The following is a 17809-nucleotide window of genomic DNA, read 5'->3' as shown; positions in this document are numbered from 1 at the left end:
CAAGATCTGCAGATGATATTGCAGACAGTATAATGTGGTATAAATAAATTGTTCGATTAAAATATACCTTACCTATATGTATATAGACAATTATACGGGGTTAGCTGGTTAGAGTCAATTACATTTAAAGTAAAAAGGGGCTGTGAAAAAAGTCCCGTAAAAAAAGAACGCTTTCAGGTATACAAACCTGGAGGCGTTCTTCTTTTTGTGGTAAAATTAATCTACTATGAACAATAATACCGAGAAATATTATACCGCAAAACAGGGAAGGCTGCCACTGTTTTTTTCGGATTGTCTGGATCTCTGTGATCCAGTATTAGCATTTGACAGAATCATGGAGGAGATTGGAATAGAAAGATATCTTAGGCCAGAGCCCTCACATAAACTGGGCCGGCCCGGATATAATCGGGTCAACATGCTAAAGACAGTCCTGTTCGGCTTTATGGACACTGGATACGCTTCCCTTCGGGAATTAGAAGACCGATGCAAAGTCAACATCCGTTACATGTACCTGATGGATCATGAAACTCCCAGTTACCGTGCCTTCAGTTATTTTATCAATGAAGAGATCAAGGAATCTGCCCAGGATATTTTTAAGGCAGTCATGTCCTATATCCAGACAGCGGAGGGAATCGATTTGCAGCATCTGTATATAGATGGCTCAAAATTCGAGGCAAATGCAAACAAGTATACCTGGGTATGGAAAAAAGCCACGGAAAAATCGAGATACCGTCTGTTCGGCAAGATTACCACACTGCTTACAGAAATGAACGAAACGCTGGCATACACAGGGCTGAAAATTGAAACCAATGTAGAATACACCCCGGACAGCCTGGAGGTCATTTTGTCCAGGTATGAATTCTTCTGCCATATCGACGAGGACACATTTGTATACGGCCGGGGACATCGGAAGAGCCAGGAGCAGCGTTACTACGAACGTTTAAAGGAATATATCGGAAAGCTTTCGGAATACGTGGAAAAGATCCGGATATGCGAGCCTGACCGGAACAGCTATGCGAAGACGGACCATGGCGCGACCTTCATGCGGATGAAAAAGGACTATATGGGAAATGACCAGCTCCTTCCTGCATACAACATACAGATCGGAGTGGCTGACGAGTACATTGCGGTGGTAGATGTCATGCAGTACCGGTCCGACATGGACTGCTTTGTGCCACTGATGGAAAAGTTCCATGAGTTATACGGTTTCTACCCGAAATATCCGGTAGCGGATGCAGGGTATGGATCCTTTAATAACTATCTGTTCTGCCAGGACCATAGGATGGAAAAGTTCATGAAATTCCCCATGTATAAGAAAGAGACAACAGACGAAAAGTACCATGAAGACCCGTTGCGTGCAGTGAATTTTAAGACAGACCCGGAAGGGAACCTAATCTGTCCAAACGGGAGGAAGTTCCACTTTGCATACCGAAAACCAGTGAAAGGGAACCAATACGGCAGGCAGGAAGAGTACTATACCTGCGAGGACTGCAGTGGCTGCCCCTATGCAGAAAAATGCAAGAGAACAGAAAAGAACAGGACAGTGCGGATTAATGCGGAATTAAGCGCCATGCATCAGGAGGTATTGGATAATCTTCAGAGTATCCATGGGGCGTTGCTCCGCATGAACCGCTCCATCCAGGCAGAAGGGACATTTGGAATCATCAAATACGACCGAAGGTATAAGCGAATTGTAAGAAGAGGACTGGATTCGGTAAGAGTAGAGATATTTCTTGTTTCTATCGGCCATAATCTCTATAAAATCTATAATAAGCAGATGAGACTCCGGGAAGTGGCTTAAAGAAGAAAGAGCGCACGTTTGTTGGGGTAAGGGGGATTATGCGCTTTTTACTGCTTTTTTCTTACGCTTTCCACAAAATAAAGAGGGGCTGAAAAAATGGAGTTAGAGCAACTCCATTTTTTCACAGCCCCTTTTTACACGATTCTGTGGTACAATTATGTTATATGGTATCGGATTCCAGCAGTATTCCGATATGAATTTTTTGATGGGGGAACAATTTATGAGAAAAAGAATAATTGCCTTATTGTTGGCTGCGGCAATGGCGGTTTCCGGACCTGAGACGGCCTATGCTTTGCAGGAGAATATGACATCTGGCATGGACAGCCAGGAATTGAGCGAAACACAGGAAGAGGAGGGGTTTGAGAAAGAGGCAGATACGCAGGCGTTTGCCTTTGACAATGGAACAATTACCGGGTATTTGGGGGAGGATTCTGATGTGGTGATCCCGGAGGAGATTGACGGAGTTTTGGTGACTGCTATCGGGAAGGAAGCGTTCAGGGATAATCAGAATATTACTTCTGTTTCTTTTCCTTCCAGTCTGGTAACAATCGGCCAAATGGCATTTTCCGACTGCCGGAATCTGTCCGGGGTGCTGGAGATTCCGGACAGTGTGGAAACCATTGGAGGCAGTGCTTTCTATAACTGTGTCGGCTTTGGAGCGCTGCAGTTGGGAAACGGGCTGAAAACAATAGAATCTTATGCATTTTACGGCTGTACCGGTTTTACAGGGGATCTGATATTACCCGACAGCGTTGTTTCTGTGGGCAGCAATGCTTTCTATGGTAATTCGGGTTTTGACGGTTCATTGAAGCTGTCCGGCTCAATGGCGGCAGTCAGTGCCTACTGTTTTGCAGAGTGTAAGAATCTGACAGGGAAACTGGAGATTCCCGACAGTGTAAAAACTGTAGGATATTATGCATTCCGGAATGCGGGGAAGCTGACCTCTGTGGAGCTGGGAGAAAATGTGACGGAATTAAATGAGGGTTCAGGCTATTATTCGTACTCTAGCTTCGAGGGATGCGATGGCGTGGCGGACATTACGTTCAGGGGAAGTAATCCCCCCGGCATTCGCAGCGTTACAGGAATGTTTCAGAATCTGAAAGGACTGGAATCTCTGACGGTACCCGCAGGAGCCTACCGGGATTATGCGCTGGCATACGGTGACTATCTCCAAAACGGCGTGAGATTACTGACGGAGAGCGAGGAAGAACAGCTGATTGAGGAAAATATTCTGATTTGCTATACGGGCAGTGCATCCCAGGTGGAGATACCTGAGGGAGTGACAGAAATCGGACCCGGTGCATTTCAGAACAACACCTCTCTGCAGAATGTTGCAATTCCCCAAAGCGTAGAGAAAATAGACAGGAATGCGTTCCGCGGGTGTGCGCAGCTGGAGAAGGTGGAATTTCCCATGACGAATCTGGAATTGGGGGAGTTTGCCTTTTACGGTTGCAGCAGTCTGTCTGGAATCCTGGAGCTTCCTGAAAATCTGACTTCCATCGGGGAAGGTGCATTTCAGGGATGTTCCGCACTGGAAGGAGTTATCCTGCCGAAACAGTTGGCGGAAATTGGAGATAATGCTTTTTATTACTGTACCGGATTATCGGGGGAGCTAAGTGTGCCGCCCAGTGTCAGGAGTATCGGCAGCCAGGCCTTTTACAATTGCTCAAATCTCAGCAGGCTTATCCTGCAGGAAGGTTTGGAGTCAATAGGAGACTATGCATTCAGTCAGTGCAGCGGAATGAAGGGAGATTTGACGCTTCCGGATACCCTGACAGCTTTGGGAAGCAGTGCCTTTTCTTCCTGCTCGCAGCTTGAACGCTTAATATTGTCAGAAAACCTGACCCAGATTAAAGTAAATACTTTTTCTGACTGCAAGGGAATCAGCGGCGAGGTTGTCATTCCTGACAGCGTCGTGTCCGTTGGATATAATGCTTTCAGAGGATTGACTGGTGTGGAATGCTTTGTACTCGGCACTGGCTTACAGAAATTGAACGCGGACAGCGGATACTACTCGTACTCCAGTTTCAGCGGCTGCACAGGGGTGAAAACTTTGAAGTTCAGGGGAAGTACGCCCCCTTCTCTGGAAAAATATAAGGGTGCATTCAGAGAATTGTCTGCGCTTACTTCCGTGATTGTTCCTGTGGGAACCTACCAAGCCTACAGCAGTGCATACGGAGCGGACCTTCCGGACAATGCCCGGATCACGGAAGAAGGTTCTGAGGGGATGCTGATTCAGGACGGGATTGTAGTGGGATATACGGGACATGACACGCAGGTAGAGATACCTGAGGGAGTGACAGAGATTGGCACCGGAGCGTTCCAGAACAATACCGGTCTTCAAAAGGTGATACTCCCGTTGAGTATCCGAAAAATAGGAAATAATGCGTTCCGGGGCTGTATAAGTCTGTCTGAAATTAATTTTGATATGGACTCGGTGACAATAGGTGATTACGCATTTTACAACTGCGGAAAACTGACCGGAGAGCTGATTCTGCCTGACGGAACAGACTCCATCGGAAGCTATGCCTTTTATAAGTGTACCGGATTCACAGCGCTGAGGCTTCCGGCCGCACTGACGTCTATTGGCCCCCATGCTTTTAACAGCTGTACCGGTCTTCTGGGGCTTCTTACAATTCCGGGCAGTGTGGAAACGGTGGGGGACGGCGCCTTTGCCTATTGCAGCGGACTTTCCGGCCTGCGTCTGGAAGAGGGGATCCGAACAATAGGCAGGGAGGCCTTTTATAACTGCGCCGGCATGCAGGGGGCTCTGGAGCTGCCCGACAGTGTAACAAGCCTGGGAGGGAGTGCATTCTCATCCTGCAAAGGCTTTGAGAGTATCCGTCTGTCCCGGAATCTGGAGACTTTGCCTGCACATACATTTTCTGAGTGCAGAGGGGTAAAAGGAGAGGTGGTAATCCCGGATAAGGTAACAGCCATAGGCTATTACGCATTTTATAATATGGAAGGTCTGACCCGGGCAGTGATAGGAGCCGGGGTAACAGCGCTGAATGCAGACAGCGGCTATTACGGCTATGGGTCTTTTGAGGGCTGCAGCGCGCTGGAAAAAATTGTATTCAGAGGTTCTGTGCCTCCCGATTTAAAAAATTATAAGGGCAGTACATTCAGCAGTCTTCCTTCTCTGAAAGAGCTGGAAATTCCCAAGGGAACCTACGGGGCGTACGCCAAAGCTTACAGCCAGTACCTTCAGACCGGACAGAGAATGTATGAGGCCGGGCAGGATGGTTTTCTTACAGAGGGAAATACTTTGATTGATTACGCCGGAAATGAAACAGAGGTGAGGATTCCGGACGGAATTACGGAGATCGGCAGAGGAGCATTTCAGAACCATCCCGGAATAGAAAAGATCATCTTCCCTGACACCGTGGAAAAAATAGGGCCTTATTCCTTCAGAGGCTGCACTGCCCTCCGGGAAGTTTTATGGGGACAGGGGATAAAGGAAATTGGGGACTATGCCTTTGGCAACTGCAGCAGCCTGGAACAGGAGCTGATTCTGCCGGATGGAGCAGCCAGTATTGGAGAGGGCGCTTTTTATTCCTGTGAGAAGCTCCAGGGGGCAGAACTGCCCAAGAGCCTGACCGTGATTGGAAAGCAGGCTTTCTACAACTGTACAGGCATGAAGGGAGAACTTCGTATTCCCGGAACCGTATCTGAGGTAAAAGACAATGCATTTGCCTACTGCAAAGGCTTTACATCCCTCATCCTGGAGGACGGGATTCAGACCATCGGAGAGAGCTGCTTTTACTCCTGCAGCGGGATGAGGGGGACACTGACAATGCCTGACAGTATAAATTCTGTGGGAAACAGTGCTTTTTCAGGCTGCATTGGATTTGCCGGACTTCGGCTGTCTGAAGAATTAGAAAAGATTGCCCCTAATACATTCCGCGGATGTACGGGGCTTCAGGGAGAGGTTGTCATCCCGGACAAGGCATCATCTGTGGGATATTACGCCTTTTATGGCTGTAAAAACATTACGGATCTCACGGTAGGGGCGAATGTACAAAAGATGAATGAAATTACCGGCTATTACTACTACAGCAGTTTTGAGGGATGTTCCGCTCTGAAAGCCATTAGATTTAAAGGTTTGACACCTCCGGATCTCTGTAAATATACGAGTGTTTTTACAACTCTGCCCGCGCTGGAAACGATTTATGTTCCGGCAGGCGCCTGGAAGGCGTACAGCGACAGCTATGGAGATTATCTGGGCGAACATACCAGAATCCTGGAGGATGGTACGGACGGTTTGGTGAAGGACGGTTCTGTAGTGATCGGATACACAGGAAACGAGGAAGAGGTTGAAGTTCCGGAGGGGATTACCGGAATCGCAAAAAATGCATTCCGAAACAACCGTACACTCAAACATATAACGCTTCCCAAGACATTGACTTACATAGAAGAGAGCGCATTTCGCGGCTGCAGCGGGCTTACCGGGGAGATTAGATTCCCTGAGGGGCTGAACACCATAGGAAATTATGCATTTTACGGCTGCCAGGGCCTGAACGGTCCTCTGATACTTCCGGACAGTACAGAAACCATAGGAAATTACGCATTTTACAATTGTTTGGGCTTTACTTCTCTGACGCTGGGAAGCCATGTGACTTTTGTGGGAGATCATGCCTTCTCCGGCTGTAAAGGACTTAAGGGCGGCCTTTGGATCCCGGACAGTGTGACTTATCTGGGGCAATACGCCTTTCATGAATGTACGGGCCTGGACGGGAGTCTGCATCTTTCGGAAAATATAAGTGAATTAAAGGAATATACGATTACTTCTACCGGCCTGCAGGGGGAGCTTATTATCCCTGACTCTGTCCGGGTAATCGGATATAACAGTTTTTACAATAACAGCAAATTTACCAGTATTACAGTGGGGAAAAATGTGGAATCAATGAATCAGAACTATTATTCTCCAAGCTTTAACTCCTGCTCCGGGGTCACAGCAGTTACGTTTTTGGGAACGGTTCCCCCGGATCTCAAAGGCTGCAGCGACACCTTCCGGACCATGAAAGCACTGAAGACGATCTACACCCCCAAAGAGGCTTTTGATGCCTATAAATCAGCCTACGGCTCCTATGTACCGGCCGGTGTGGAATTTTCATGGGATACCTTAAACCTGCCCCCGGGGAGTCTGAAGGCGGCCAATGTCTTCAGCAATACGGTGCACCTTACCTGGAACCGCTCCAACAGTGACCAGGTGGCAGGGTATTATATCTATCGGAATAACCAGGCGGAACCTGTAGGCGTGACAGAGGAGACCTGGTTTACTGACACAGGGCTTCTGGAAGATGCTTCTGTTACCTACTACGTGTGCGGATATACCACGGAGGGACAGACGACAAAGAGGGCGTCTGTCTCGGTGAGACCCAAACGGCCTTTGGTGGAACGCATTTATACCGCTCACATTCTAAATAAAGTAAGCCAGAATAAAAATATAATATATGCCAGAGTAAAGGACACAGGGAATCTTGGGAGTCTCGGCGGTAAATCCACGGAAGGACAGTTTTACTACCTGAATGAGAAAGATGAGAAGGTCCCTGTGGGTGAGGTCCTGACAGCGCCTTATACTTCTGACGGGGAGACGGCTGTCTACCGTACCGAGTGGGATCTGGAATATCTGCCGGAAGGAATGTATACGGTTGGATTCGATCTCACGGATGTGGACGGCAGAACCGGAGCAATGACGCAGAGCATCTATTACGACGCTTCCGTGCCTGAAAAGATTACCAGCCTGACTGCAGTGGGTGATACGAACCGTATTGTTTTAAACTGGAGCATGGCCCATGAAGCGGATACCACCCGCTATCATATTTACCGGAGAACTCAGGACGAGTCTGCGTATACGCTGTACAAGAGAATTTACGATCGGGAGACCTTAACCTACACCGATGCCGCTGCCAGGGAGAATGTGAAGTACTATTACTATATTGTGGGCGTAAATGATATGGGGCAGGAGGGAGCGCCTTCTGAGCCTGCGTCTGCGGTTCCCCAGACAGACAAGGAACCGCCCCGCGTAGTAAAAATGCTCCCGTCCAACGGTAAAACCATTGGCGGCAGTGCGGAGCTTTATGTCCAGGCAGAAGATAATATTGCCGTGGTATTCACACAGATATATCTTTCACGGGACAAAGGGGCAACCTGGGAGCTTCTGAGTGAGAACAGAGGGCAGGACTGCAGATTCCAGATGGATACGTCAAAGTACGGGGATGGTCTGGTGCAGGTGAAAGGCATGGCGGAGGACGCCGCAGGCAATCGAAGCAGCGGGCTGATTTACACCTATAAGATTGACAATCAGGGGCCAAATCAGGTTACCGGTCTCTCCTGGGAGAGTACATCTTCCACAATTACTTTGCGGTGGAAGGATGTGGCAGATACCGATCTCAGCTTTTTCCGTGTGGAGCAGAAGCAGGAAAACGGTGAGTACACAGCTGTCAGAGACGAATCCAGAACTTTGGGAGTAAATCTTACAGGGCTACGCCCGGACCGTGTATATACGTATCGGATCGTGGCTTATGATCAGCTGGGAAACAGAGGGATACCGTCTCAGGATATTGCCGCCAAGACGAAGAAGGACACGGGGGCACCGGTGATTACGGATATCAGTCCTAAACCAGGCTATTACAGGAATAAGATACCGGTATCTGTGACAGCAGAGGATAATTCCGATGTGGCATCCATAGAAATCCAGATTTCTTCCGACCGGAGAAATTGGGAAAAGGTAAGCGAGACGGACTTTACAGGAAGCAATCCTGTGGAAACTGCAGCGTATGAACTGGATATTTCCAAGAGAGCGGAGGGGCCTCTGTATATCCGGGCTGTGGCGTCGGATCGCGCCGGAAATCAGGGGGATACTTCTTCTCAGGCTCCGTATGTGGAATACATCGCGGACCGGACAGCGCCTGGGGCTCCCCAGGGATTGACTGCTGTTTCAGGTACTGGCTATATAGAAGTAACCTGGGAAATGGGGGAGGATCAGGATCTGGACGATTTCCTGATTTATCGGGCTGTGGGAGACAGTGAGAAATATGAGCTTTTGGCAGAGTCCGTTTATACAGTAAATTATGTGGACAGAACGGCCGAAGACGGAGTTTCTTATTCTTACCGGATTCGGGCCCGGGATTATGCGGGAAATGTAAGTTTGCCTACAGAACCTGTGGGAGCCGGGGCGGGAGAGGACACTGTACCTCCCGAGATCCTGAGTATTTTCCCGGAGGACAATGGAGTGACAGGCCCTTCTGCATCCGAAGTGAGGGTGCTGGCCAGCGACAACCGGGCGTTGGATACGGTTACGGTCTTTTATCGGCTGAATGAGGAAACTGCATGGCGGACTCTGAAAAAAGAGACGGGTATTGACAGCTATTATAAACTTTTGATCCAGAATCTGCCGGTGAAAAACCTGAACCATGGGGACAGGGTATACCTGAAGGCGGAGGCCAGAGATATCCGGGGAAATACTGCGGAATCTGAGATTTATACCTATACCGTGGATAAGGAAGCTCCGGCAATGCCTGAAATCTCTGTATCAGCCGATCAGGAGGCAATAGCCTTATCCTGGACCGGGAATCAGGAGGCGGATCTGTCCGGCTACCGCATTTACCGGAGATGTCCGGGAGAGTCCTACCGGCTGACTGCACAGAGAAGCAAAAATGAGTCCGGGGACTACCAGTATCGGGATGAGGATGCTGAGAAAAACCGTACGTATCTTTATAAAGTGGAAGCTGTGGACCAATATGGAAATACATCCAGCAGAGAGACGGATAGTGTGTGGATTACAGCAGATCCTCAGGTACAGGCTGTGCTCACCTGTGAGCTGAACCAGGAAGCCGGGGTGGAGTATACGTATGATGCCAGCGGTTCCTGGGGGGATCTGGATATTAAGTCAATTGCGATTGATTTCGGTGACGGTACCGCAGAGACGGGGAATCATTTTGTCCATAAATATACAGATACGGGTACGTATACAGTAACCCTTACAGTGACGGACACAGAAGGCAATACAGACAGCCTCGCCCGGACAATTGAGGTGACACAGCCTCAGCTTTTAGGCACTCTGAAGGTGAAGGCGGTGGATGCAGAGGGCAGCCCAATATCCGGCGCGCCGGTATACTTTAACCTGGACAGCAGCCAGAATACTGTGAAATATACCGGAACGGACGGCTGCGCTGTATTTTCAGCAGGAGCTGCCCGGTATGCGGTGGGTTCCTATATGGAAAATTATCTTCCGGTAAAGAAGAATGTAGTAGTCCGGGCCAATACCACTACGGAACTGACCCTGACAATGGTGAGAGAACCGATTGTCTCAGGCGGCTTTGAGGTCGACCGGATGACTCTCGATGAGATTGCGGCAGCAGGAATTGATGTGACAAAACCGGAGAATCAGCATGTGATGCAGATTACCATTCATCTTACATACGGAAAACAGCCGGCAGAGATGAAGGTTATCACCAACGGCAGCGATATCTATAAAGGCGGGACTGCCATTATCGATACGGATACCGGAACCCGGAAAGTTACTGCCACAGTAATTCCTGTAACCCAGGGAGGAGAAACAGGCCCGGGCAGTCAGTCTCAGGAGCATGTGATGGTAGCGCTGATGGATATTCCGGTGGAGGCATCCTGTCTCAAGGAATTCTTTGATGTCAAGCTCCATCTTTTGAACCATGCATCCGGGGAATTTAATCTTTCTTCTAATCAGGTGCATTTGCATGTGCCAGACGGTCTTACTGTGGTGGATGCCATGGAACACAGTCCGTCGGCGGACGTAGCATTTTCAGATTTTCCGGGGCAGACGGAGCGGACCATAAGCTGGGTGCTTCGGGGAGATAAGACAGGAGAGTACTCGGTTTCAGCAGATTACAGCGGTGTTCTGGACCTTTTCCAGGCGCCTGTTCAGGCCAGATTTGAGGCGGAGGATCCCATTCAGGTATATGGGATCTCAGGGCTGTCTATGACTGCCGAAATTAACCGGGATACAGAAGCGGGAGCTCTTTATTTTACTCTTGGACTGACCAATGAGGGGGAGGCGGATGTGAATCTTCCGTCTATAGATGTTATGGGTGAGGCTATAAAGAGTTATGAATATGGGGAGGAGGAATGGCAGGAAAGAGAGATCGGTGTAAAGGCATTGCACGCGTATGTAACCAACACACTGGGAGCCCGGCAGAATCTGGATGCAGATTACCAGGTACCTGTCCTTCGTGCAGGAGAGACTTACACAAAAAAATACGCAGCATACGGGGCAATCACCGGGGATGAGATCTTGTATCTGCAGAAGGCAGTGACGGAGACCATGAACGGCTTATCGATTCCTGTTAAGGTGATCGTAAGCGATATGAATCAGTATGATATCAGTGATTCCGATCAGAAGATTCAGGAACAGATGACGACGAAAAAGGATGCGCTGAACTATGTACTGGATATGGAAAATACCAATTATTACTACTATATTCAGGCGCTTGAGGATGACAAGGATTTCTGGAAAAAGCTTGGGGAGGCGTTTTACAGCTCCACCCAAGCTGTGCTAAAGCTGGATTTTTCCTACCTTACAACAGAGGAGCAGAGAAAGCTGGTGGACGCTTATATTCTTCAGCTGCTGGAGGATGAATCCTTCCAGGACGCGGTTGACTTAAGTGTTGACAAGAAGCTGATCGATCTTACAAAGAGTATGCTTGGACTTTTGAAGACAAATCTCCAAAGTCCGGGAGACATCACAGAAAAACTGGAATTGACGGATGGGGAGATGGAAGAGTCCCTGTCAAAGCTGGAACTGCTTATGGACGATGAAAAGAGTCTGCGGGTGCTGGCAAAGACACTGGGGATTGAAGGTGCGGACAGCTTTGCAGGTCGTCTGTCTGTTCTTATTGGAACATCGGCTACATCAAATATCATCCGATCTTATTTTGAAAAGAACGGTCTGGTGCCTCTCGCAGAGAGAGAAGCGCTTCTCGGACATCTCGGGGACACGGCCCAGGTAGTGGGACTGGTCAGCAGTGCGGCGGATGGGTGGAACTATTCCTGTGAATTTACAAACCTGCTGCTTCAGATTCATGCAAACAGGGAAGAAGCTGACTTTGTTCTGGATACCATTATTGAGACTCCGTATCTGAACGAGATTGTGGTGGACGAGGCAAAAATTTTGAAAGAAAAGTTGGGAAAGGAATTTGACGAGCGTGCAGAGCGGATGGAAGCTTTCTGCAAATCCTTTGTACCTGACGCGGCAATTACGGTGACGGAATATAAGCTGGTGAAATATATTAAAGATATTTACTCCTCCGGGACAACCGCTATGATGATTGTAGATATTATCAGGGCAGTTTACTCTGCTGCGGACTATCTGTTTGACTGGAGCTCGAAGGTGGAGAATCTTCAGAAGCTTCGGTTTACTGCCAGCCTGACGTACGCATTCCGGATGAAATATCTGGATGCCAGGAGGCAGGACAGCAATGGGGCGCTTAAGGCACTGAAATATCTGATTAAAATGCGGCTGATTGGAGAAAAGGCTTATGTAGAATCCATTCCCGGGGAACAGAGGGCATCCCTGCTGGAGGTCATCAGCCGGGAACAGCAGACTGCCTATGAGTCTCTGGAAGAGTACTACAGGCAAAAATCCACAGAAATTATAAGCAGCCGGGATCAGCTGTTTAATGCCTCCTACAAGGAACTGCACCTGGCGGAAGGCCCTGAGGTAACTTTGAATTATGCAGACTGCTGTACCGTCGAGAGTTTCGGTGAGGAATATGAGTATTCCTGGAATGGTGTAAACTGGAAGGATGGGGAAGGAGCTGTTATCCACTTTACTCCCCGGGAAGCAGGACAGGTGCTGTGGGTGAGAAGAAAAGCTTCCGGGGCAGAACTGGCAGGTAATATTACCAAGACTGCCATACCTGGAATTCCTTATCTTACCGGGGATATTGCCTGCTGCCGAAAGGATGGATACTATCTGTTTGAAAACCTCCCTGAGGGGGCGTATGAGTATCTGCTTCTGGATGCGGCTGCAGAGCCTGACTGGTCAGCAGCCGGGGAATTCACATATCAGGCGGGAGAACGTCTGAAGACGGAGGAGACGGGGAAATATATCGTACTGAGGAGACTGGGAAGCAATGACGGATCGTATCTGACTTCTTATGGAAAGCAGATCGCGATCACGTATCCGGTAACCATTCAGGTACAGGTAGCAGCGGGCGGCACTGTATCCGGGGGCGGGGCGTATCTGCCCGGTGAGGCGGCTGTACTCAGGGCACAACCAGACTACGGATATGAATTTGCCGGGTGGTATAAAGATAATACTTTAGTTGCCGAAACGCCGGAATATCACTTGTATGTACAGGAGGAAGGGAGTTATGAGGCCAGATTTTTGGAGAAAGAGAAGGGAAGGGTTGTAGTTTCAGGCAGTCCCTCCAATGGAGGACAGCTTACCGGAGGCGGTATGTATCCGGCAGGAGAAGAGGTCACTATACAGGCAAGACCGGCAGATGGATGGCGGTTCCTGGGCTGGTACCAGGGGGACACCTGTGTCACCAGCGCCGGATCCTATATTACTGTGTGCAGGGAAGGAGAGGAACATTATACGGCCAGATTTGAGCGAATCCCCGGGAAGAATGTTAGGATCTACAGCAAGTACCCCTTTACCATTAATGGGAATGTACTGTCAGAAGAGGAATATAAGGACGGCGTATATTCAAAAACGTGGGAGGCCGGTCAGAAGCTCCGGCTCTGCGCTGCGGACGAAGATGGGAGTTTTGCTTACTGGGCTTACGGCAGCGGGCAGATTCTGAGCCGGAAAGCTGAGTGTACGATTACAATGGCTGAATCTGTTGACTTGTATGCAGTATATGCGGATCAAAACAATGATAAATCCACAGTAGTATTCCTGAATTTCTATGGACAGGTGGTTGCAAACCATGAGTATACGGTCAGAAGCAATATCCTGTTTCCATCAGGTCCATCCCGCCTTGGGTATGTATTTGCGGGATGGGATAAGACAGAAGAGGTGATCCGGCAGGAGATTGCAGGTGGAAAGGGATTGATAGAAGTAAAACCTCTGTATGAAGAAAAAGAGGCGGTATGGAATATGTTGCTGGAGAATGGGGAGGTTGTGTACGCTTCACAGAAGCCTGCGGCAGAAGGAAAATATCCGGAGGGGACACATTTGACCGTGAAAGCAAATCCCCCGGAAGCAGGAATGAAATTTGCCTGTTGGACAGACAGAAGCGGGAATGTTATCAGTTACCGGGAAACCTATACCTTTATCTTGACTGGAGATACTGCGTTAAATCCTGTCTACGCCGAAACGGGGACAGAGACAGAAGCAGGTCTGGTGCTGGCAGTAACAGATACGAATACCTTCCTGGAGGACAATGTCAGAAAGATGTCTTTTACCATTGCCAGGGAATTGCCGGAGGATAAAAAGATTCTGTCCCACGGAGTTCTTTACACCACCGATCCGGCTCTTGCCTCCGACAAAGAAATGATCAGAGGCAGCAGTGCCATGGAGAGGGAAATACCCGTGGAAGGAAATTCCGGGATTTACCGGCTTGTCATTAATAATATAGAACCGGAGAAAGTGTATTACTGCAGAAGCTATCTGGTATATCAGAAGGAAGACGGAACAGAAAAAGTGGTTTACAGCAGGATCGCTTCCAATATTTATATAGAAGAAAAGCCTGTTCTGCGGATTACAGAAATCGGAAGTTATGAGGAAGACGGAGTGCGAAAGCTGTCCTTTACCTCCTCCCGCAGTGTGCCTGAGGACTGCCGGCTGCTGGAGTTTGGCTTCTTATATACTATTCAGGGCGAAGAAGCCTTCGAAAAAAAGATGACCCTGGAGAATAAGAAACTCAAAAAATATCAGGCTGCTTTCACCAGGCCGGACGGTATCTTTATCTTCTCACTGAGAAATGCCAGGGAAGGGGTGAGGTGCTATGCCAGAGCCTATCTGGTCTACCGGGATCGGGACGGAAACCAGCATACGCAATACAGCAATATTGCCCAGAACGTTTACCTGAAGTAAAATGGGACAGGGCAGATTGAATTTGGGACAGGCCGATCTGATTTGGGGACGTGTACTTTCTAGAAAGTACACGTCCCCAAATTGCGTCCAAAATTGCCAAATTACGGGAAATATATGTTATAATAAAACATAGTATGATTGTTTGAGGTGGCGGCTATGACCATAGAAGAACTGAAGAGATTTGAGTCCAACAAAAGCAGATTTGAAGAGATGTATCAGTGTGACAGGAATGATATTGTCCCGTTTATAGGTGCCGGTGTGTCTAAGGGATGCGGGTTTTACACCTGGAATGAGCTTATCAGAAGGGTGGCAGACAATTATCTCTCGGAGGATGAATTCGAAGCATTATCTGCCAGATTTGATAATATGGAATTGGTCGACGAGCTCATCGCTCTTGTGAATGGAAATGTCACCGCAGTAAAGAAGAGAATTGCGGATTTAATTATAAATTGTGAGTTCCATCAGACAAATGTTGTCAAAAGTTTGGTGTCAGGGTTTTCTAAATGTTTGATTACTACAAACTATGACAGGGTTCTGGAGGAAGCGCTTGCCCTTCAGGGGGAAAGGGCTCCGGTGATTCTGCCGGTTATGGCAGATCAGACTGCAGGAGCCCTCCAGGATAAGAGGGGTTGTATACTGAAGGTGCATGGAACTGTAGAGGAACTATCGAGTATGATCCTGGCCAGAGAGGATTATGTGAAGGCGTATGGTACGGAGGGGACGCTGGATGTATCCAGGCCGGTACCGCTGGCACTCCAGCTTTTATTTTCCGGAAAGAGGATTTTATTTGCAGGCTGCAGCCTGGAGAAGGATCGAACCTTAGAGGTTTTAAGCAGGGTGATACATCAGAATCACCATATCAATCACTATGCGGTTCTTCCCTGCCCAAATGATGCAAGGGAGAAGAATGCATTAAATATCAGGCTGGATGCTTTAGGGATTCTTCCGGTTTTCTACCCGGAGGGGCGGCATGAGTGTCTTGAGATAATACTGGAAGATCTTATAAGAAACAGCAAAACCAGCAGGACGCTGGTCAAGAAGACCGGTGGAAAAAGATGGAGCAGAAGTCTGGTGCAGGCTCAGAAGGAGATGGAGGCCAATCAGGTGATTCTTCCCTGGATGCGCAGCAGCGCCGGATTCCGTGCGGTGTTTCCGGAATTATTTATTCCACCCAGGATACAGGGGATAAAGTCAAGAACACGGCTTTTTGCAGAACATCTTGTGAAGGAGTTTGGAGAACGCAATCTGGTGATTACCGGAAATGCCGGGGGCGGAAAAACCACACTTTTGAAGTATGTATTCTTATTTGAGAATCCGGAGGATGAGATTCTTTATCTTCACGCATCGGCTCTGGGAAAAAATGAGTGCTCCGAATATGAGGAGGGAGTAATCGGGTACCTATTGGGAAGAAGGAGGACGAAAACCCATAAGCTGATTCTCCTGGATGGTATTGATGAGGAATTTCTGGATAAACCGGAAGAACTATACAGACTCCTAGAACAGATTGGAAAGAATAGACAGATCCACGTCTGGCTTGGCTGGAGAAAAGATCACTACAGCAGCTGTGAAAATGAAACTACCAATCGCTTTTTCTATGAGACAGCAGAGATCCTGGATTGGACCCAGGATATGGCCAGAGATTATATACATAATTACTGCAGGAAGCTTGGACTGAAGGGAGTGGCAGAGAGGGCAGAAGAACTGATGACATCAGGAGATGAAGTCAGGGAATTAATGCGTTCCCCCTTTCATGTGGCGCTAATGCTTTATCTGATAGAGGCTGAGAAGGAACAGCCGCCTGGAATGCGGTGCTCTGGTATCAAAAGCTTGTATGAATTATATGAAACCTTCTTTGTCTGCTGGTGGAAAAAGGAAAAAAGCAGAGGAACCACCAGAGGCAGTCTGGACGAAATCAGGACATATTTATGGAAGGCGGCAGAGGCTACCTATTATGGAGGCACATGCCTGCTGGAAAATGAGGATTCAGCGGCGGAAGGGCTGCTGTACATAGATAATGTGGGGAGTTCGTCAGAAAAAAAGATAGTGCGGGGATTTTATCACAGAAGCTTTTGCTCCTTCTTTCGGGCAAACATGATTCTGGATGCCATGGAGAAAGAAAAAGGATTTTTGGCGGAGGCATTGTCAAAGCCCCTGCGCAACGATATCACGGATTTCGTCCGAAGCGGAATCGGTGATATCCACGACAGGAAAAAGCTGGAGAGGATTCAGCATACACTTATGAATCTGTATATAGAACTTGTGGAACCGGGAGAGACAGACCTTACAGAAGATTTGAAAGAGGAGATACGCAAATTGGATGAGGACGATGCCTTTTATCTTAAAAATGAACTAGTATATTTAATTACACGATATCCCAGAACCTCTGTAAAGGTAAACGAGTTTGTACAGATGGTGGCACAGATAGAAGAGGATCCCTATATGAGGCTGGACATTGCTTACGGGGCAGTGCTTACAGGCCCTTATGAGCTGGCGCTGGAATATGCCAAAAGGCTGAAGCCCGGAACAGAGGAGGATTTCGTAAATCGTTCCTGGACAGTGGCTTACTTTGGGGATGTACAGGCTGTACCCTACCACTACAGGGACACGGAACAGGCGCCGTGGACAAAGGCCAGGGAAGCAAGGATAAAACGTCTGCAGTCCCGGAAAGAAAAAGCCATGCGGTTCCGGATACTGGATCTGCCGCTGCTGTACTGCTTTTATGCAAGCAGGGACTGGAAGGATGCAACGCTGCAGGATTATGAGACCATCAGACAGACTGAGATAGAGGGCAATTATTTTACAGAAGAAGAAAAACAGTTTTTGAAAGAACAGAAGGAGAAGCTGCTGGCAGCTTTTGAAGAGAAAATAGAAATAAGATAAAAAGGGACAGGGCAGTTTGAAAATGGGACACCCCTACCCCTAAAGGGGGACGTGTTCCTTCTAAAAAGAACACGTCCCCTTTTTACCAAAATCAGGAGGAGAAA

General features: G+C 48.3%; 3 protein-coding genes. All 3 read left to right on the top strand.

Annotated features, from left to right (window positions below):
- Positions 1-226: 226 nt before the first annotated feature.
- Complete coding sequence (locus ACGHCT_RS14115) at positions 227-1801, top strand: transposase (protein ID WP_390436423.1); 1575 nt, start codon at positions 227-229, stop codon at positions 1799-1801.
- Positions 1802-2021: 220 nt separating this feature from the next.
- Positions 2022-14825 carry a leucine-rich repeat protein gene (locus ACGHCT_RS14110; RefSeq protein WP_390436421.1) on the top strand — a complete coding sequence of 4268 codons (12804 nt, stop codon included), beginning with the start codon at positions 2022-2024 and terminating at the stop codon, positions 14823-14825.
- Positions 14826-14981: 156 nt separating this feature from the next.
- Positions 14982-17705 carry an SIR2 family protein gene (locus tag ACGHCT_RS14105; protein ID WP_390436419.1) on the top strand — a complete coding sequence of 908 codons (2724 nt, stop codon included), beginning with the start codon at positions 14982-14984 and terminating at the stop codon, positions 17703-17705.
- Positions 17706-17809: the final 104 nt, after the last annotated feature.

It is taken from the genome of Lactonifactor longoviformis, from assembly GCF_042848515.1.
GTDB lineage: Bacteria > Bacillota > Clostridia > Lachnospirales > Lachnospiraceae > Lactonifactor > Lactonifactor longoviformis.
This window is presented reverse-complemented; position numbering and strand designations above follow the sequence as displayed.

What these genes read in the sequence shown, in the direction of transcription:
- ACGHCT_RS14115 (WP_390436423.1), top strand. Translation starts at nt 227, where the DNA reads ATGAACAATAATACCGAGAAATATTATACCGCAAAACAGGGAAGGCTG.
- ACGHCT_RS14105 (WP_390436419.1), top strand. Translation starts at nt 14,982, where the DNA reads ATGACCATAGAAGAACTGAAGAGATTTGAGTCCAACAAAAGCAGATTT.
- ACGHCT_RS14110 (WP_390436421.1), top strand. Translation starts at nt 2,022, where the DNA reads ATGAGAAAAAGAATAATTGCCTTATTGTTGGCTGCGGCAATGGCGGTT.